The sequence below is a fragment of the Methylobacter sp. Wu8 genome (genome assembly GCF_036440755.1).
In the GTDB taxonomy this organism is placed as follows: domain Bacteria; phylum Pseudomonadota; class Gammaproteobacteria; order Methylococcales; family Methylomonadaceae; genus Methylobacter_A; species Methylobacter_A tundripaludum_A.
In genome coordinates, this window is record NZ_JAZGVT010000032.1 from 1 (window position 1) to 18,452 (window position 18,452).

At 49.0% G+C, this 18,452-nt stretch carries 17 protein-coding genes; 8 read left to right on the top strand and 9 right to left on the bottom strand.

The window, feature by feature from the left end; genetic code table 11:
• Positions 1-145 precede the first annotated feature (145 nt).
• Together V3O24_RS01990 and V3O24_RS01995 are read right to left on the bottom strand one after the other, a co-directional pair.
• Positions 146-532 (bottom strand): glycine zipper 2TM domain-containing protein, encoded by a 387-nt coding sequence (locus tag V3O24_RS01990; RefSeq protein ID WP_104423379.1) that lies wholly within the window; start codon positions 530-532, stop codon positions 146-148.
• Between the two features lie 73 nt (positions 533-605).
• Positions 606-917 carry a glycine zipper 2TM domain-containing protein gene (locus V3O24_RS01995; RefSeq protein ID WP_331305954.1) on the bottom strand — a complete coding sequence of 104 codons (312 nt, stop codon included), beginning with the start codon at positions 915-917 and terminating at the stop codon, positions 606-608.
• A 233-nt stretch (positions 918-1,150) separates the two neighbouring features.
• Between V3O24_RS01995 and rapA the strand changes: the two genes are divergently transcribed.
• The 3 genes from rapA to V3O24_RS02010 all read left to right on the top strand — a co-directional run bounded on the left by rapA (position 1,151) and on the right by V3O24_RS02010 (position 6,090).
• Positions 1,151-3,988: an RNA polymerase-associated protein RapA gene (gene rapA / locus V3O24_RS02000; RefSeq protein WP_331305955.1), complete on the top strand. Its 2,838-nt coding sequence runs from the start codon at positions 1,151-1,153 to the stop codon at positions 3,986-3,988.
• Positions 3,989-4,134: 146 nt separating this feature from the next.
• Positions 4,135-4,965, top strand: a complete 831-nt coding sequence (locus V3O24_RS02005) for a S1-like domain-containing RNA-binding protein (RefSeq protein WP_104423376.1) — start codon at positions 4,135-4,137, stop codon at positions 4,963-4,965.
• 36 nt (positions 4,966-5,001) lie between these two features.
• Complete coding sequence (locus tag V3O24_RS02010) at positions 5,002-6,090, top strand: DnaJ domain-containing protein (RefSeq protein ID WP_331305956.1); 1,089 nt, start codon at positions 5,002-5,004, stop codon at positions 6,088-6,090.
• A 69-nt stretch (positions 6,091-6,159) separates the two neighbouring features.
• Here the strand turns inward: V3O24_RS02010 and V3O24_RS02015 are convergent, their stop codons facing one another.
• From V3O24_RS02015 to V3O24_RS02025, 3 genes are all read right to left on the bottom strand, one after another.
• Positions 6,160-8,490, bottom strand: coding sequence for a bifunctional diguanylate cyclase/phosphodiesterase (locus V3O24_RS02015; RefSeq protein WP_331305957.1), 2,331 nt, complete (start codon positions 8,488-8,490; stop codon positions 6,160-6,162).
• 2 nt (positions 8,491-8,492) lie between these two features.
• The gene (locus tag V3O24_RS02020) at positions 8,493-9,263 is read right to left on the bottom strand and encodes an MBL fold metallo-hydrolase (RefSeq protein ID WP_104423373.1); all 771 of its coding nucleotides are present in this window, start codon (positions 9,261-9,263) and stop codon (positions 8,493-8,495) included.
• Between the two features lie 222 nt (positions 9,264-9,485).
• Entirely contained in the window at positions 9,486-11,180 is a 1,695-nt protein-coding gene (locus V3O24_RS02025) for an exo-beta-1,3-glucanase (protein ID WP_331305958.1), read from the bottom strand.
• Between the two features lie 180 nt (positions 11,181-11,360).
• Between V3O24_RS02025 and V3O24_RS02030 the strand changes: the two genes are divergently transcribed.
• Both V3O24_RS02030 and V3O24_RS02035 read left to right on the top strand, forming a co-directional pair.
• Entirely contained in the window at positions 11,361-12,011 is a 651-nt protein-coding gene (locus tag V3O24_RS02030) for a GNAT family N-acetyltransferase (RefSeq protein WP_331305959.1), read from the top strand.
• Complete coding sequence (locus V3O24_RS02035; RefSeq protein ID WP_331305960.1) at positions 12,001-12,861, top strand: carbon-nitrogen hydrolase family protein; 861 nt, start codon at positions 12,001-12,003, stop codon at positions 12,859-12,861. The genes V3O24_RS02030 and V3O24_RS02035 overlap by 11 nt, the downstream gene beginning before the upstream one ends.
• 93 nt (positions 12,862-12,954) lie before the next feature.
• Here V3O24_RS02035 and rpoS read toward each other — a convergent pair whose 3' ends face one another.
• From rpoS to V3O24_RS02050, 3 genes are read right to left on the bottom strand one after another with little or no spacing between them, the layout of a single operon-like run.
• Entirely contained in the window at positions 12,955-13,941 is a 987-nt protein-coding gene (gene rpoS, locus V3O24_RS02040; protein ID WP_331305961.1) for an RNA polymerase sigma factor RpoS, read from the bottom strand.
• A 40-nt stretch (positions 13,942-13,981) separates the two neighbouring features.
• Positions 13,982-14,896, bottom strand: coding sequence for a peptidoglycan DD-metalloendopeptidase family protein (locus V3O24_RS02045; protein WP_331305962.1), 915 nt, complete (start codon positions 14,894-14,896; stop codon positions 13,982-13,984).
• A gap of 6 nt (positions 14,897-14,902) precedes the next feature.
• Positions 14,903-15,397: a DnaJ domain-containing protein gene (locus V3O24_RS02050; protein ID WP_331305963.1), complete on the bottom strand. Its 495-nt coding sequence runs from the start codon at positions 15,395-15,397 to the stop codon at positions 14,903-14,905.
• A 139-nt stretch (positions 15,398-15,536) separates the two neighbouring features.
• Between V3O24_RS02050 and mobB the strand changes: the two genes are divergently transcribed.
• Both mobB and glp read left to right on the top strand, forming a co-directional pair.
• Positions 15,537-16,061: a molybdopterin-guanine dinucleotide biosynthesis protein B gene (mobB, locus tag V3O24_RS02055; protein WP_331305966.1), complete on the top strand. Its 525-nt coding sequence runs from the start codon at positions 15,537-15,539 to the stop codon at positions 16,059-16,061.
• Entirely contained in the window at positions 16,058-17,302 is a 1,245-nt protein-coding gene (gene glp, locus V3O24_RS02060; protein ID WP_331305964.1) for a gephyrin-like molybdotransferase Glp, read from the top strand. The genes mobB and glp overlap by 4 nt, the downstream gene beginning before the upstream one ends.
• Positions 17,303-17,374: 72 nt before the next feature.
• Here the strand turns inward: glp and V3O24_RS02065 are convergent, their stop codons facing one another.
• The gene (locus V3O24_RS02065; RefSeq protein ID WP_104423367.1) at positions 17,375-17,716 is read right to left on the bottom strand and encodes a zinc ribbon domain-containing protein YjdM; all 342 of its coding nucleotides are present in this window, start codon (positions 17,714-17,716) and stop codon (positions 17,375-17,377) included.
• A 257-nt stretch (positions 17,717-17,973) separates the two neighbouring features.
• On the opposite strand from V3O24_RS02065, the gene V3O24_RS02070 reads away from it, so the two are divergent.
• A complete protein-coding gene (locus V3O24_RS02070; RefSeq protein ID WP_331305965.1) occupies positions 17,974-18,366 on the top strand; it encodes a hemerythrin domain-containing protein in 393 nt (130 codons plus the stop codon).
• Positions 18,367-18,452: the final 86 nt, after the last annotated feature.

Here is an 18,452-nt window from a genome sequence, read left to right on the forward strand (position 1 = left end):
ATTAATTTAGGCAATTACCATGAAGGACATGAAGACTTAAACCTTTCATGCCGCTTCATGTCCTTCATGGTTAAAAAATGAAAAATAAAACTTGCTCAAGTTATTTCATGCACGTTCCTAACTAAATGATTGAGCGTTGATCGAATTACCATCTTCTTTGGTAATTCCCGCCGATTTCATTGCCCAGAAAAGAACCTGCCGCCGCTCCCAGTCCGGTGGCGATAGGGTCGCCGCTGCCCAGTTCATAGCCGAACACGCTGCCTATGACGCCGCCGGCCAATCCCTGGTGCGAGCGTGGATCACTGGAATACCGCGGTTGTGGGTAATAACGAGCCGGTGGCGCTTGATAATAGTGAACCTGGGGCTGCGGGTAATAGTAATGCACTTCCGGTTGCGGATAATAGTCGTGGTGATGATGGTGGTGACGATGTCCCCAGCCGTGGCCACGGTGTCCCCAATCATCGGCATAGGATAGCGGCGAAAACAGGATTGCAGCAGCCGTTAATTGAAGTAACAAAAACAATTTTTTCATGGGATGTTTCCTCGTGTTATTGGGTTCGGTGTTGAGATAACAAAAATCAAACTTGCCGGTCGATCAAACAGGATTAACGTTTTCCAGCCACCCCATTGCCGAGGTAAGAGCCTGCGGCTGCGCCCAATCCGGTGGCAATCGGATCGCCGTTACCCATTTCATAGCCTAAAACGCCGCCTACAATACCGCCTGCTAACCCCTGGTGAGAGCGCGGGTCCCGATAGTTAGAATAACGGGGAGGTTCTGGATAATATCTCTCCTGCTCAGAATGATGATGTCCGCCATGTCTTTCCTTGTGATGCCCCTTACCACCGGACGCGTAGGATAAACATGAATAGACAGCTGCAAGTGCACACAGTGAGCTTAAAAAGAGCGGTTTTTTCATGGCAATCTTCCTTAAATGATGAGTTCTATATTCAGTCGGCAAAGGCGGCGAGGCCAGTGATAAACTTCGGATTCATATTATTCTCCGTAACCTTAATGACTGCTTAACGAATTCAATCGTTTGATGATTGTGTTCAAGCTAATCGCTGCAACATAATTGCCGGAATAATTCTGCCGTGTCGCTTATAATGGCGTCCTATTTGAACCCATATTAACTCAATGGCATTTTAGTAAATGGAACAGTTTATTCCCGGCCAACGCTGGATTAGTAACACCGAGTCAGAGCTCGGTTTAGGTCTTATTCTTGAAGTAGCGCACAAGCGGATTACGGTGCTTTTTTTGGCCTGCGACGAAAAGCGGATGTATGCGCAAGATAATGCGCCGTTAACCCGCGTCCGGTTTTCGGCGGGCGACGTTATCGAATCAATCGATGAAGAGAAAATCACCGTTACGGATTTAATCGAGCAGAACGGCTTGATTACTTATCTGGGCAAAAACGAGAACGGACAGGAAGTCCGTGTCGACGAGGTGGAACTGAATCATCATATTCAATTCAACAAGCCCCAGGACCGCCTGTTTATCGGCCAAGTCGATCCCACCGCCTGGTTTTTACTGCGTTACGAGACTTGGCGCAGATTGCAGCAACATCAGCAATCGCCGGTTAAAGGCTTACTGGGCGGCCGTGCTTCGCTTATTCCGCACCAGTTGTTTATCGCGCATGAGTCGGCTAACCGGTCGGCGCCGAGAATCATGTTGGCCGATGAGGTGGGCTTGGGTAAAACGATAGAAGCCGGCCTGATTTTGCACCACCGGCTGATTAACGGCTTGAGCAACCGGGTCTTGATTATCGTACCGGAAACATTGTTGCATCAATGGCTGGTGGAAATGCTGCGGCGTTTCAACCTGCGTTTCAGCGTTTTTGACGAGGCGCGTTGTCTGGGCGCTTATGTTGAAGACGATATGCTCGCCGATGCCGAATCCTCCCTGAGGACTTTAGGTGGAGAGGATGCGAATTCCGACAATCCGTTTTTAACCGAACAGCTGATTCTATGCAGCCAGGGCTTTTTCTCCAATTACCCGCGCCGCCAGCAGCAGGCGATAGATGCGGGCTGGGATATGGTGATTGTGGACGAAGCGCACCATCTGGAATGGAGCGAACAAGCACCCAGTGCTGATTACCTGTTTGTCGAGCAACTGGCCCGGATTTCCCCCAGCCTTATTTTATTGACGGCGACTCCCGAGCAATTGGGGAAGGAAAGCCATTTTGCCCGGTTAAGATTGCTTGACCCCGACCGTTTTTACAGTTTTGCAGCGTTTGTCGAAGAAGAGCGCTTGTTTGAGCCGGTGGCCAATGCGGCTAAATCGTTGTTGGCAAAGGAAGCGCTGAATGAAGAGGCGCAACACCATTTAACCGAATTGCTTAAGGATGACAATGTCGATGGTTTGTTGAAAAATCTTAACGACCCTGAAAAATCCGCTGCGGCGCGCGATGCGCTGGTTAACGTGCTGCTGGATCATCACGGCACCGGACGGATTCTGTTTAGGAATTCGCGGCAAACCGTGCAGGGCTTTCCCGAGCGTGAACGTTACGGCTATGCGTTAACAGGAGCGGCAAATGAAGATGACTTGCAACAAGACCCGCGTTATTTGTGGCTGGTGGACAAGGTCAAGCAACTGGCAGGCGATAAAGCCCTGGTGATCTGCAAACACGCGCAAACCGCGATTGACCTGGAGCAAACCCTGAAAAACCGCGCCGGTATTGCCTCAGCCGTTTTCCATGAAGGCATGACCATTATCGAGCGCGACCGGGCGGCGGCATATTTCGCCGATCCTGACAGTGCGGCCAGGTTGTTGATCTGTTCCGAGATCGGCAGCGAAGGCAGGAACTTCCAGTTTGTGCATCATTTGATATTGATGGATTTACCGGTCAATCCCGATTTATTGCAGCAGCGTATAGGCCGTCTTGACCGTATCGGCCAGAAACATGTTATCCAGATTCATGTGCCGTATCTGGAGCATAGCGACAATGCGGTGCTGTACCGCTGGTACGATGAAGGTTTGAATGCCTTTGCCAGCAACAGCTCATCGGCCCAACGGGTCGCGGATATTCTGCACGATGAACTGGCTGCTGTGCTGGAGAGTAAGGATTCCGCCGCTATCGATGCGCTTATCGCCAAGACTCAAGCACTTAGCGCCGAGCTTGAAACACAAATGCATAACGGCCGCGACCAATTGCTGGAGTTGAACTCCTGCCGAAAGGAATTGGCCGACGAGCTGATCGGCCAACTGAACAGCTACGAGAAGGAAGGTGTGCTTTGGCCCTATATGGAAGACGTCTTCGAATGTTACGGCGTGGATACCGAGTTTCATTCGCCGGATTGCTTCATTGTTCGTCCCAGCGATCATTTGCGCGTGTCGCATTTTCCCGGATTGACTGAAGACGGCATGACCGTTACCGTTGACCGGCAGATTGCGTTGGCGCGGGAAGACATGCAGTTTATGACCTGGGAGCATCCGATTGTCACTGCGTCGATGGATATGGTGTTGTCCTCTGAAACCGGCAACGCCGCTATCAGCGTGATCAAGCATAGCGATCTTAAAGCCGGACAGTTTTTGCTGGAGTGCCTGTTTATTGTCGAGTGCAGTGCGCCTGCGGAATTGCAGATCGGGCGGTTTCTGCCCCATACGCCGATCCGGGTGTTGATCGATCAAAACCAGAAGGATTTAAGCGCGGCTATCGATCATCGTGATCTGGTTGAAGCAGGCATCAAATTCGATAAACACAAGATTATTGCGTTTTTGAACAGCCAAAGACCGCATCTTATCAACCTGTTGAGCATGGCCGAGCAAACAGCCAAAGCCGGGATGCAGCAGTTAGTCGATGATGCGACTCAGGCCATGCTGGAGTCGTTAAGCAATGAGATCAAGCGTCTGGTCAGGCTGAAAAAAGTCAATCCGACCATCAGGACCGAAGAAATAGAACTGTTAAAGGATATGACCATGCTGGCGCATGAAAACATCCAGGCGGCGCAGCTAAGACTGGATGCGGTGCGGTTTGTGATTACCAGTTGATGTTGAAGATTTACCACGAACGAAGCTAAAAGGACTGACCCCGAAGGACACGAAGAAAAATATAAAACTTCGTGTTTTCGTAGTGAGTTAAAAACGCTTTGTTGAAAATGACGGAATGCATTAAACCCCAATCTATCCAATAAATTATGATAAATATCGGCAAAATAAATAAGCTGAACGTAGTCAAGCAACAGGGCGCTGATGTCTATCTCGATGACGGAACCTCGGGAAAAGTGCTGCTGGCGGACAGAAAATTGCCTGCGAACTGCAAGGTCGGCGATAGCCTGGACGTATTCGTTTACGTGGATTCGGAAGGTCATCTGGCAGCCACAACCAAAAAGCCGCTGGCCCAGGTAGGCGATATAGCCTGGCTGAAAGTGGTGTCTTTGAATTATGTCGGCGCGTTTCTGGATTGGGGCCTGCCGAAAGATTTGCTGGTTCCGTTCAGTGAGCAATATCACGAGATGGAAGTAGGGCGGTCTTATCTGGTCAAGGTGTTCCTCGACGAGCAAAACCGCATTGCAGCGACCACCAAGATTGATAAACTGCTCAGCGATGAATCGACCGATTTTGAAGTCGGCCAGAAAGTGTCGCTGATTATCGCCGATAGAACCGATCTGGGCGTTAAAGCCATCGTCAACAACAGCCACTGGGGCATGCTGTATGAGAACGAGTTGTTTCAGCCGGTCAGAAAAGGTCAAAAGCTGGACGGTTATATCAAGCAGATACGGGAAGACCGTAGAATCGACCTCAGTTTGCATCAGCCGGGATACGGCAAAGTCGTATCGCTGACCGACAGCATTCTGGCTAAACTGAAAGCCAATGACGGCGTGCTGATGCTGAGCGATAAAAGTCCGCCGGAAGCCATTTACGCCGCATTCGGGGTCAGTAAAAAGGTATTTAAACAGGCGATCGGCGCGCTGTACAAGCAACAGTTAATCACTATCGATAAAAGCGGAATCAGGCTTGTCAATTGATAACAGGTAACGGGATATTAAAAAACCGAAAACTGTATGGCTAAATTTAAAACTCACTACGACAACTTAAATGTGTCGCGCAATGCGCCCGCAAGCGTTATCAAGGCGGCTTATAAAGCGCTTTGTCAAAAGTACCATCCCGATAAATTTTCCGGCGGGCATGACGAAGCGGTGCGGATAATGAAAACCATCAATGCCGCTTATGCGGTTTTATCGGATACAGGGAAAAGAGCCGAGCATGATCAATGGATAGACAGACAGGAAAGGGAGCGCGCGACCAGTGAAGCGCATCGGATCATGGAAATTATTACAAAGAATTATGTCGCCCCATCGGCAACGGTTAAAAACGAATCTCCCGCCGCTTACCGGATAACGATCAATAAGTTCTGGAACAAGGTCTGTGACGGCGGCAAGAAGCTACGGTTCATCAGTTCCCGGTTATCAAAAAAAATAAACGGCTTTTTCTGGCTGGCAGCTGCTTGCATCGTATTTGCGGCAATTATGCTTTACATGCCTGATTTAAAAACAACCACAGTAGCGCCGGTTAATCAGGATGTTGCAAAAATATTAAGAAAGGCGGAGCTGTTAGTTAAACAAGGCCGAACGGCAAAAGCCTTGCCGCTTTATCTGCAGTTGGCGGAGCAGGGAAATGTTGATGCGCAGTTTCATGCAGGCTTGATATACGCCAACGGCCAAGGCGTGACCAAGGATGATAAACTGGCGGCCGGCTGGCTTGACAAGGCGGCTAAACAGGGCCATAGGGAAGCACAAACCAAATTAGGCTTTATGTATGCGACTGGAAAAGGCGTGGAGCAAAATTACAGCTCGGCCATATATTGGTGTTACAAGGCGGCTGAACAGGGAGACGCCATTGCGCAATATAATCTGGGTTTGATGTATGCAAAAGGGCAGGGCGTGGCGAAGGACAACAATATAGCCGCCTCCTGGTACAGTAAGGCGGCCGCACAGGGCGATGCGCGCGCCCAGTACTATTTGGCCGATATGTACGCTAAGGGAGAGGGCGTCGCAAAGGATGACGAACAGGCGGTTGTTTTGTATCGTAAGGCGGCAGAGCAAGGGTCGGCTGAGGCTATCGCCGCGTTGAAACAGTTGGAGAATAAGTAGAGCAATTAAGCGTTCGCCCTTCGACAAGTCCTGGGCGAACGCTTAATTTTTACGTTCTGTTTTCCAGATCTACGGTCTGCTGGTTCGCCGCATTTCGGGTTGCGGCATACCGATGTGATAGCCTTGAGCGTAATTGATGCCCATGTCTTTCAGCGCCTCCCAAATATTCTGGTTTTCGACGAACTCGGCCACCGTGAGGATATTCAGATCCTGGCATAATTTGGACAAATTATGCACCAAAGCATAGTCCACTTTAGAATTAAGGATATTTCGCACAAACGCACCGTCAATTTTGACGTATTCAAAATGTAGCTCGCGCAAATAATGAAACGAATTATAACCCGTGCCAAAATCGTCCAGCGCAAAAGCAAAACCTTTGCGGCGCAGATTGGTCAGGAACCGGCGCATGTTAGTCATGTCGCCGATCGCATCGCGTTCAAGCAGTTCAAATACAATGCTTTCGGGGGGGAGTTGCAACTCCTGGCAGAGTTCTTCGGCATAGCCCAGAATGCCTCGGCCTTGAATTTCCTGTACCGATAGGTTGATAAAGATTTTCGCGTTCGCTTCCGGGCGGTTGGCGTCCATGCAGGCACGTTTGGCGGCAAAAGAGTTGTTGATCATCGCGATGTCGAGTTCGCGCGCCAAACCGTATTTGTCGATGGTTTCGATAAACATCCCCGCCGAAGTCGTCTCTCCGGTCGGGGCTTTAAGCCGGGCCAGCGTTTCAAAGGCGAATAGTTCGCCGGTCTGGCAGTCGACAATCGATTGATAATAGGGAATGATCCGGCCTTCTTTCAACGCCTCGCGCAGATTTTCCGCGTTATCGCGGGTCTCGCGAATGCTGACGCGCGCTTCTGTCGCATCAAAAGTGCAGACGCCGTCCTTACCCATATCCTTGGCTTTGTACATGGCGGCGTCGACGCCCTCCAACAGGGTGTCTATGGTCTGACCATCCATCGGATAACTGCTTACGCCGATGGAGACGGTTAGATGAAAACGGTTGCCTTGTGCCGAGGTGATGGCCATTTCCCGTAGTGCGCGGCCTACATTTTCGGCGACTACCCGTGCGCCTTTGGGGCCGGTTTCGGTCAGGATTATGGCAAACTCGTCCCCGCCGATGCGGGCGCACAAATCGCCATTGCGCGTATGTTCAAGCAAAACATTGGCGATTGAGCACAGCGCCGTATCGCCGGTCGGGTGTCCATAGGAATCGTTGATGTCTTTAAAGTCGTCCAGGTCCAGCATCAGTACGCTGAACTCATGTTTATGGCGTTCGGAACGGCCGATTTCATAATGCAGAATATCGTTGAACTGGCGGCGGTTGTGCAGCCCGGTCAAAGGGTCATGCACGGCGTAGTATTCAAGCTCCAGTAGCGTGCGCGACAGCACCTTGCTGGAACCCACCACCATGACCATAACCGCAAGTATCGAGCGGATAACGCTGGCTTCCTGCGCCGACAAATTGTTTTCAGAGGCGTAAGCGACCCCTAATAAACCGGCCAAATTCGGCGAATGATCGGGTACAGGTACGCTGATCAACCGAATATCGAAATCCGGTTTGATGTGGGCGCCGCAATGGATGTTAAATTCTTCAATATCCAGCGCCGCATCGGGAGGCAGGCCAATGCTTCGAAGCATCTGTTGACTCAATAGGCCACGCGCTTTTACGCGTATGTCATCCGAACACTGGCCCAGATAATACAAATAGAGTGACAGGCCGTTTTCTTCGGCAAAGGCGATGTAAAAAAAGTTGAACGGGAAGATGGCGTAAAAATCCACCAGAATTTCCTGCACAAATTCTTTCCATTGCGAGATGTGTTCGTGCGACAGGATGATGCGTTCTAACACCCGGCTTTGCCGTTCCAGTAAGTCTTTTTCAATCAAAACCGAAGAAAGCTCAAGCAAAGTTTGATTAAACTCGAACATTAAATTTTGGACGTGCTGCTCATTAGCCGCCCACTGCTTGCCGCGTTGTCGGAATAGTAAGTTAAGGCTGCGGTCGAGCCGGGTGCAGGTATTAATGATGTGCGTAATCGTGGGGATCATCGCAATCATGGCGGCGGAATCGTCGGTTGCTATCGTAGCCATAGCCGCCATCAATTTACTGATAATCTCTTGATGCACGTTATGATTAAGCTCGGACAAGCTTGCTGCATAGCGCTGGGTGTGTGACTGGTTTTCCAGGATTTCGGCAATCTGGCTGATCACCTTGAAGCGCAACTCCTCCAGATGATTGGTCTCGGCAATTGCTCCCTGCATTGCTCTACCTCCTGCATCCGTGCAGTCGTCGGCAATTGCTCCCTGCATTGCTTTCGATCGCTGTTCCAGACGCGATTCTACCTCCTCCATCCCTGGAGTTGTACCTCCTGCATCCGTGCAGTCGTGCGATAGATTACTCATGCTCAGTCCACCAGCGGAAATTGCCCGCCAGGCTGCATCAAGTCGATGCCGCATTGCAGTTCGCTGAACCAAGCCAGAAAATCCTGCACTGCTGCGCCCCGGTAAATCGGGCCGTGTTGCGGGGCGATCATCGTAATATCCAGATCGGCGATTGTGTCCAGCCAACAGCGTATCGCCTTGTTGGAGCACATATAGCGCCGGTGAAAGCCGTTGATATAAGGGATGTGATCGGCAAAATCGTCTACAAATGCATCGTTTTTATCCATAGGCAGCATAGCAGCCCCGATATCGCCGGTGAACAGAATTTTAGAAACCGGGTCGTAAACATTCACTTGCCCTTCGGAATGCAGAAAATGCGCGGGTACTATTTTGAGTTTAAAGCCGGGTGATGGTTCGCAGTCCATGCCTTCGTTCGGCACTCCGATAAAGCGGGTCATGTCTTTCAGGCCGTAATGGGGCAAAAAGCGTAGCCAGATGCTGGAGACATAAACGGGGGAGTGGCACAGTTCCAGCCAGGTTGACAGGCCGCCGACGATGTCGGGGTCTTGATGCGACAGAAAAATAGCCTTGATTTGTTCGGGCACCACATAACGCAACATTTCTACAAGAACCCGAGGCATCACCCCAAAACCGCCCGGATCAAGCAACACGCCATCATTATGATGCATGATCAGATATTGGTTGGAACGCACGCCGTCTTCTTCGCCGGGCTCACTCTCGTTGAGTAAAATAAAACGATGCTCGGGAGATTCAAATAATTTAATGTTGCGCATATTTTCCTTAATTTTCTGCTTAATTATAATTTTTATATTTCCGTAGTTTACTTCAGGTTATTCTTTAAAGTATAGATGGTTTTTTGTAACCACGCCCTCCAGTCTATCTGATAAGCATCTGATAACCAGCGATTCCGAATCGCCAAAGCAAGCTTCAACTCCAAATATTGGCTTTAAAGCTTGCTCCGGTAACTTTACAAAATTACGTTTTTTGCCGGTTTTTTATCGCTGGCTTTGCGTGTTGTTTAACAGAAGCGGTAAGGAAAGAACGACCAGGCACATCAGCCATATCATCAGTTGACAATTGGTGACGGTATAAACAAAAGCCACGCCTATTCTTTCGGCGACATTCGGATAAGCAAGAATAAAATCGCGGCTCACGATGAAGGCTTTGGTTTCCCAGATAACAAGAATCAAACCCACGATCAGCAACGCGTAACCCAGGATCTTGTCGTGATCTGCTTTGGCCTTAAGGTGTCCTGCCAAGCGGTTAATCTCAATATTACTTAATGGCCATGGACGTTCGGCAATATAACTGAAGAACATTAAACCGAGCATGCCGGCAACGGGAATATAAACAGCGACGATGGGGAAGCTGATGTAACGCCCATTGATCGCCAAGCCGAAGGTTTTATAAACGGCATATCCGGCAAACACGATATAGAGCGTGTATATCCAGGCGCCGAATTTGGGATTGGCGGTCCGGTTGGCTAACAGGCCGTAGCCGCGCTGCAATATCAAACCGGCCAAGATTGTATTTAAGCCGACGATTAGCAGGGTCTGAAAACGTTGCCAGTCGCTATAACTGGTGTACCACAGGTTTTCGAGCATGTTGGGCAGCAAAAAGGACAGCAGCTGCGCAAAAGCTAAGAAAAACGCCAGACGCATTGTGGATAAGGACCGTAACGGCTTCCAGCAATAGGCAACGATGATCAGGAAAAGTATCGTTGACGCGATAACGCCGTTACGCCAATCGGGATTTTCATAGACTTTGCCGGTTAAAGGAAAAACCTCCTTGCGATCGACCGAATAAAGTCCCCAGTTCGCGCCAACCACACCTTCAAGTTCGCTTTTCCAGGATTGGTTAAAGGCTTCGACAATGTTGTAGTCGAAACCGTTTTTATTGGCGACTTCAATTAATGCGCGGATGAATTTCGCTTCGTTGACCACGCTAGGCACTGACCAACCGCGTTGACGGCCTTCACCCGGCCACCCCGATTCGCCGATCAGTATGGGTTTGCCGGGGGCGATTGCTTCGGCTTCCTGTTGAACCTGCTTGAAGATACGCTCAATATGGGCCGGCGCCTGGTCTACGGTGATAGGCTCGTCCTCCCAGTAAGGCAGGATGTGGATGGTGATAAAATCCACTTCCCTGATTAACTCCGGGTATTTCATGTACATAGACCACACGTCGGCATAAGAAACCGGCTGTTTGACAGCGCGTTTTACTTCCCGTATGTACTCAATCAGCTGTTCCGATTGCAGGTCGCCTCTAAGCAGTACTTCATTACCGACGATAACACGCTTGACCACATCGGGATTTGCGTTGGCGGAGCGGATCAGTTCGGCGACTTCGACTTTATTGTCTGCTTTTAGGCCGCCTAGCCATGCGCCTTGAATCATCTTCAAGCCATGCTTTTGCGCCAATGCGGGAATGGACGGCATACTGCCTTCCGCACTCGCATAGGTGCGGATCGAGTGGGTTTTTTCCCCCATCAACTGCAAATCGGCGTCAATTTGTTCGGGGCTAGGGAACTTCTCGTCTATAGGTCCTTGACCTTCCCGGAACGGGGCGAACGAGAGACTGTTGAGTTTTCCTGACGGGACGTCCGGTCCAACATCTTGAGGTAAGTTGAATGACCAGCCCAGCAAGCCGTTAAGCAAAACAACCAATACAGCGAATGAAGCAATTTTCATAAATATAAAAGCAATACAAAAAGTTTTAAAGAAGCACGCCATAAAACGTACCGGATATATCTTTGTCAACATCATCTCATAATTGCCACATTTTGAATACGGGTAGCCTTTTTACGGCAGAGACTACGCAAATTCTAAGCGTTCAGCTAAAATGCATTCCTTTTTGCTTTTTGAAAGATGATGGCTAAAGATATTCGTATTGAAAGGTGTAGCGGCCCCGCTCTGGAACGATATATTCCCGAGCTTGCCCGGCTTAGAATTGAAGTGTTCCGTGATTTCCCGTATTTGTATGACGGGAATATCGATTATGAAAAAAAATATTTACAGACTTATATCGATTGCCCGGAAAGTGTGATTGTGATCGCTTTCGATGGCGATAGCCGATCCTGCTTCCGGCAGGATTCCGGCATACACACCATTCATGGCGATAAAGTGGTTGGTGCATCGACCGCAATCCCGATGAAATACGAAACCGAGGAGCTGAAAAAGCCGTTTCTCGATCATGGCTACAATTTGGACGAAGTTTTTTATTGCAGCGAATCGGTGCTGGACAAGAATTATCGCGGCCTGGGTATCGGCGTTCGGTTTTTTGAGGAAAGAGAGGCGCATGCCGAGGAATTGGGCGGCTTCAAGCATATTTGTTTTTGCTGCGTGGAACGGCCAGTCGACCATCCCAGACGTCCTGCCGATTATGTGCCGTTGGATCAATTTTGGACCAAGCGCGGTTATGTTAAACACCCTGAGCTTCACACGACCTATATTTGGAAAGATCTGGATGACGTTGATGAAACACCTAAACCGATGACTTTTTGGCTGAAACATGAACGTTAAGATTGCAACAGCTCAATACGACATCAGTTTCCTGGAAAACTGGCAGCACTATCAAAGCAAGGCTGAACGCTGGGTTACAGAAGCTGTAGAACAGGATGCGAAGATTCTGCTTTTCCCCGAGTATGCGAGCATGGAACTGGCCTCGCTATTTGGCAAAGACGTTTATTCATCCTTAAGCAAGCAGCTGGCTGCGATGCAGTCATTGCATGACGATTATCTGGATGTGTTCCAGACGTTGGCTAAAAAATACCAATGCATCGTTCAAGCAGGCTCGTTCCCGGTAAAAATAGAATCCGGCGCTTACCGAAACCGGGCTTATTTGTTTATCCCGGACGGACGGATTGAGTATCAGGATAAGCTGATGATGACCCGTTTCGAAAACGAGCAATGGCTGATTCAGAAAGGCGATCAGCTCAAATGCTTCGACACCGATTACGGAAAAATAGCGATCAGCATCTGCTATGACAGCGAGTTCCCGATGCTGGCAAGAAAGCAGGTTGAAGCCGGAGCTAACCTGATTTTAGTACCCAGTTGCACCGATACCCTTGCCGGTTATAACCGCGTTAAAATAGGCTGTCAGGCAAGAGCCTTGGAAAACCAGTGTTACGTGGTTCAATCTCCTGTGGTAGGCAATGCGCCGTGGTCCGAAGCCGTGGACGTCAATGTCGGTGCAGCGGCTATTTATACGCCTGTGGACTATGGTTTTCCTGATGACGGCATTCTGGCCGTTGGCGAGCTTAATGCGGTGCAGTGGGTGGTTGCCGAAGTATCGCTCAGTGCTTGCGCGACAATCCGGGAACAAGGGCAGGTCTTTAACTACAGGGACTGGCCGTTGCAGAATGCGTTTTAGGTTCAAGATTCAAGGTTCAAGGTTCAAGGTTCAAGGTTCAAGGTTCAAGGTTCAAAAGATTTTGCGCCTTGAACCTTTTATCTTGATTAAAAATCAATTAAAAATAGCTTCAAAAGAATAGCCGTTAAACTCCAGAATTTCTTTCATTTTTTTCAAACCATCCATCTGAATTTGCCTGACACGTTCCCTGGTGACGCCCAACTCCTGAGCGACCTGCTCAAGGGTTGAGCCCTCATAACCGCAAAGCCCATAGCGGCGGCAAAGAACTTCGCGTTGTTTTTCGGAAAGCTGGAACACCCATTTGACGATATTGTGTTTAATGCCGTCTTCTTGGATTTTTTCGGCAGGCGACAAGCTCTCGCCGTCGGAAATGGATTCCACCAGCGGCTTGTCGAAATCCTTGCCGCCCGGCATATCGATAGAGGTAACGCGCTCATTGAGTTTGAGCATTTTTTCGACTTTGTTGACAGGGATGTCGAGATGAACGGCAATATCTTCGGCACTGGGTTCGTGGTCGAGCGATTGTGCCAAATGGCGTTGGGCTTTGAGGTAAGTATTCATTTCTTTGACAATATGAATCGGTAAGCGAATGGTTCGCGTCTGATTCATAATGGCCCGTTCAATCGTTTGTCTGATCCACCAGGTTGCATAGGTTGAAAACCTGAATCCTCTTTCAGGATCGAATTTTTCAACGGCGCGCATCAAGCCCAGATTGCCTTCCTCAATCAGATCCAGCAGGGGCAAGCCCCGGTTTAGGTAACGGCGGGAAATTTTAACGACCAGCCGCAAATTGCTTTCGATCATGATATTGCGGGCCGCTTCATCGCCCAGCAAAGCCCTGGAACCGTAGATTTTTTCCTGATCGGCGGTCAGTAATTGAGAGCGCGCCAGTTCATTCAAATAAACCCGCGTCGCGTCCATGCTTTTTTCTTGCCGCGATTCAATGGCAATTATCTCATCAATATCTAAGGCTTCGCTGGCGACGGGGGGTGTCTGGAGATCATCATCGTCAAAAGACAAATCGTCATCGAATAATACACAAACATCATCGTCCAATAGATCAACTAATTCAGCCTTCATGATAACCTCGCATTATCCGGCTTGAGCCGGAATGGTTTTATTATTTCCCCGGTAAAAGGCTAAGCGGATTTACCGGTTTTCCGTTTTTTCGTATTTCAAAATGCAGCGATGCCTTGTTTGATCCGGCTTGGCCGACCTTGGCAATAAGTTCGCCTTTTTCCACTTGGTGTCCTTCCGCAACGAGCAACCGGCTGTTATTGGCGTAAGCGCTTAAATACAAATCGTTGTGCTTGATAATAAGCAAATTACCGTAGCCAATCAGACCTTGGCCGCTATATACAACTTTGCCGGCTTCAGCAGCGCTCACGTCTTGCCCCATTTCACCGGCTATATCGATGCCTTTGCTATCAGCGCGAGAAAATGACTTTAAGATTTTCCCTTTTATCGGCCATTGAAAGTTTAACATTAACATATTTTCATTATCAATTGAAATAGTTGATTTTTTTTGTGGATCACTTCCGCTTTTTTCAATGGAATTCCTAATCGGTTTGGTGTCGGACGGCGGTTTGTGATTTGAATCGGTTTTACGATTTAATGAGATGGCGGTTTTATTTTGTGAACCGGCTTTTTTTGTTGCGGGAGCGGTGGCGATTTTTTGTTTTGTCTCTGCGAGTGGTTTGGGTACTCTGGTTCCGTCATTTTTGGAATCGTCGGCAACTGATCCTGCCTTGTTATCGGGGCTTGGGTCGGATAGCCTTATTTTTTGGCCTACTTCTAGCTTATAAGGCGGAGCGATCCGGTTCCATTGCGCTAATTGCCGGTAATCCAGATCAAAAAGCAGGCTTATCCCATATAAGGTGTCGCCTTTTTTTACCAGATGATGTTTAGGTCCGTCCTTGGCGATTTCAGGCGAATTGGTCGTGACTGGAGCGTAGTTTGGCGGCAGTTCGGCGCAACCATTCAATAAAGCCGGCAATAGTGTAATAAGAGCAAGTTTTGAACGGATGGAGGACATGGCAGATTACTTTTTTAACAGAATTTTCTTGGCCAGATTTATTTTTGCCGCCAAATAATTCGATCCGCCGCGGTCAGGATGCATTTTTTGCATCAAGGTGCGATGAGCGGCAACGATTTCGGCCTCCGACGCGCCCATTTTCAGCCCCAATACCTCGTAAGCTTCTTCAACCGACATAGTGCCTTTCGTGTCGGCTTTGTTTTGCTGTTGTGATGTACCTTGTTTCGCCGACTTAAATTCGAACCATAGCCGGTGTAAATAAGGGGCGTGACGTAATATTGCCGGTATTAATCGGAGTAAAAAGGCAACAACTACGCCTGCCAGTGCAAATAGCCAGTTCAGACGCCCGCTTGCGGCCAAGTAAATAACGATCAGCCCGGTAACCGATAAAAGCAAAATTTTGACGTAACGAGCCAATACTGCGGGCGAGGTTTTTAAAAAGCCGCGCATGCCAAAGAATGCAATAATGACTAATAACAAAATCAGATAAATTCGAATCAAGGCTTACTCCCGGATCAATGACCTGTTCAAGACCGTTTTCAAAGTTTTTTGCTCCTTAGCTATGGCTATATCGATAGTCTTTGGATAAATAATACCTTAAAATATGACATCTTATGATAACAATCTAATGTCGATTGATATGTTGAATGCCAAAATTCCGGTTTTAGGCTTTGCTGCTGCAAGCGGAACCGGAAAAACCACGTTGCTGACCCAATTGATTCCGGTTTTAAAACAAAGCGGTTTGCGCATCGGTTTGATCAAACACAGCCATCATGATTTTGAAGTTGACCGACCGGGAAAAGACAGCTTTCGTTTGCGTGAAGCCGGAGCCTCGCCTGTCATGCTGGTATCCCGGTATCGGCGTGCGATGATTACCGAATTCATCCCGGAAAAAGAACCCCGGCTGGATGAGCAGCTAAAGCAATTCGACCCATCCGAACTGGATCTGATCTTGGTTGAAGGTTTTAAAGCCGAGAAGTTTCCTAAAATTGAATTGCACCGGCCAGTATTGAAAAAGCCCTTGCTTTACCTCAACGACCCGGACATCATCGCGATAGCGACCGATGTAGCGCTGGAAACACCGGCTTATCTGACGCAGCTGGACTTGAATCAGCCCAAAATGATTGCCGCATTTATCCAAAACCATGTTATGAAAAAGCCATGATTGATGCTTGTAGCCTGGAATCCAGACCGTTAATGTCTATTAACGACGCGTTGGACAGAATTGAAGCCGCCATCCATCCGGTGAGCGGCGCAGAAAAACTGGCGTTGAAAAACGCCTTGGGGCGCGTATTGGCGGAACCGGTTTATTCGCCGGTCAATATTCCTCATGACAGAAATGCCGCGATGGACGGCTATGCCTTCGCCAGCCGTGATGTGGTCGAGGGGCAAGCGTTCACACTGAACTTGGCGGGAACTTCCTGGGCAGGGAGGCCATTTCAGGGGCGGATGCAACCCGGCCAGTGCGTCAGGATTTTTACCGGCGCGGTAGTGCCGGAGCAAGACGATTCGGTCGTCATGCAGGAACATGTGCAGGTGCGGGATCAAGCCATTCATTTCCCCGCGGATACGCGTGCGCTGCAAAATATCAGAAAAGTCGGCGAAGATGTAAAACAAGGCGACGTGTTGTGCGTCCATCCCAAAAAGCTGACGGCGGTTGATCTCGGTCTGCTGGCCTCCGCCGGAATTGATGAGGTTGCCGTTAAACGTCGGTTAAAAATCGCCTATTTTTCCACCGGCGACGAACTGTCCAGTGTAGGTAAGCCGTTGGAGTCTGGGAAAATATACGACAGCAATCGCATGCTGTTAGGCGGGTTGCTGGAAGATCCCTGCTACAGTGTTGCCGATCTGGGCGTTGTTCCTGATAACAGGCAATTGCTTGAAGACCGTTTTATTGAAGCCTCAAAGAACTACGATGTGATCATAACCACCGGCGGCGCTTCAGTCGGGGAGGCCGATTACGTTAAGGAAATCCTGCAAAGGTGCGGAGAGGTCAATTTCTGGAAAATTGCGATAAAGCCCGGAAAACCGCTGGCTTTCGGCAAAATCGGCTCATGTCATTTTTTCGGATTGCCCGGCAACCCGGTCGCCGTCGTCGTTACCTGTCAGCAAATCGTAGTTCCGGCATTGAGGCGGCTTTCCGGCGCACCGTCGTTCAAAGCGTTGAGATTTTCAGCGACTTGCACGACCGCGCTTAGAAAATCCGCCGGACGGCGGGAGTATCAGCGCGGTATTCTCAGCCAAGATGAAAACGGTGAGTTTTGGGTTGCTTCAGCGGGTCGGCAAGGCTCGAATATTCTCAGCTCCATGAGCCAGAGCAACTGTTACATTATTTTGCCGGAAGCGTGTAATGACGTGCAGGCAGGCGACAAAGTCACCGTTGAACCGTTTAGTTTGCTGATATAGCGGATACGAACAACCGGCAAGAAGACACGAAGAAACATGGCAACTTCGTGTCTTTATTGCGACGATCTTATATCAGGCCTTCTTAACAAATTCCGATTTAAGTTTCATCGCGCCAATACCGTCGATTTTGCAGTCGATATCATGATCGCCGTCAACCAGACGGATGATTTTGACTCTGGTGCCGACTTTGACAACCGATGACGATCCTTTGACTTTGAGGTCCTTGATGACGGTGACGGTATCTCCGTCTTGCAATACGTTGCCGTTTGCATCCTTAACGATACGGACCTCGTTGCTGTCTTCGGAAGCCCCGTCTTTTGACCATTCGTGTGCGCATTCAGGGCAGACGTACATCATATCGTCTTCGTAGGTGAATTCTGAGCCGCATGAGGGACATTTGGGAAGGTTATTCATTGATTTCCTTAATGTAGGGTTGTCTGGCTTTGCGGAATACAAAGCGTATTGAGGCGCTATAATGCCAGATTTAGGTGCTTTTTGTCCATTTCACGGGGCAGGACGTATAGATTCTGGAAATAATCCCCCCTATATATCGATGATTTCACTTTTTGAGTTTTATGGTGTGTAATGCTTCCCAGTATAAAAGCTGGGGCTTTTAATCACGATCGCCAGCCAAACTTTTGCGCCTATATTTATTTAAGGAATATCAAGCCATGCCAGTCACCGAAGAGCTGATGAAAGAACATCAATTGATTTTAAAATACGTCGGCTTAATGGAACGCTATTCCGAATACAGTCTAAAATACCCGGACGCACTCGTATTGCTGGAAAATGCGGCCGGTTTTATAGCATTTATCCAGGAGTTTGCCGATCATTTCCACCATGCGAAAGAGGAAGACATTTTGTTCCGCTATCTTGAAGTACCGGGCGTATTGACGCATTGCAATCCGGTTCCTCAAATGCTGATGGAGCATGAGCAAGCCAGGGAGTTCGTTCGTAACATGGAGCGGGCGGTGCAGGAAAAAGCGTTAAACGAGCTGGCGGACAATGCCGCCCAGTACGCGCAGCTTTTAAAAGGCGGATTCAACTCCGAAGTGCAATCCTAGTAATCATGCGGCATCCCTCTCTTGTTCAGGAAAAAAGACCTCATGAGGTGTTTTAAAATTGAGTGTTTTTCGAGGGCGATGGTTGA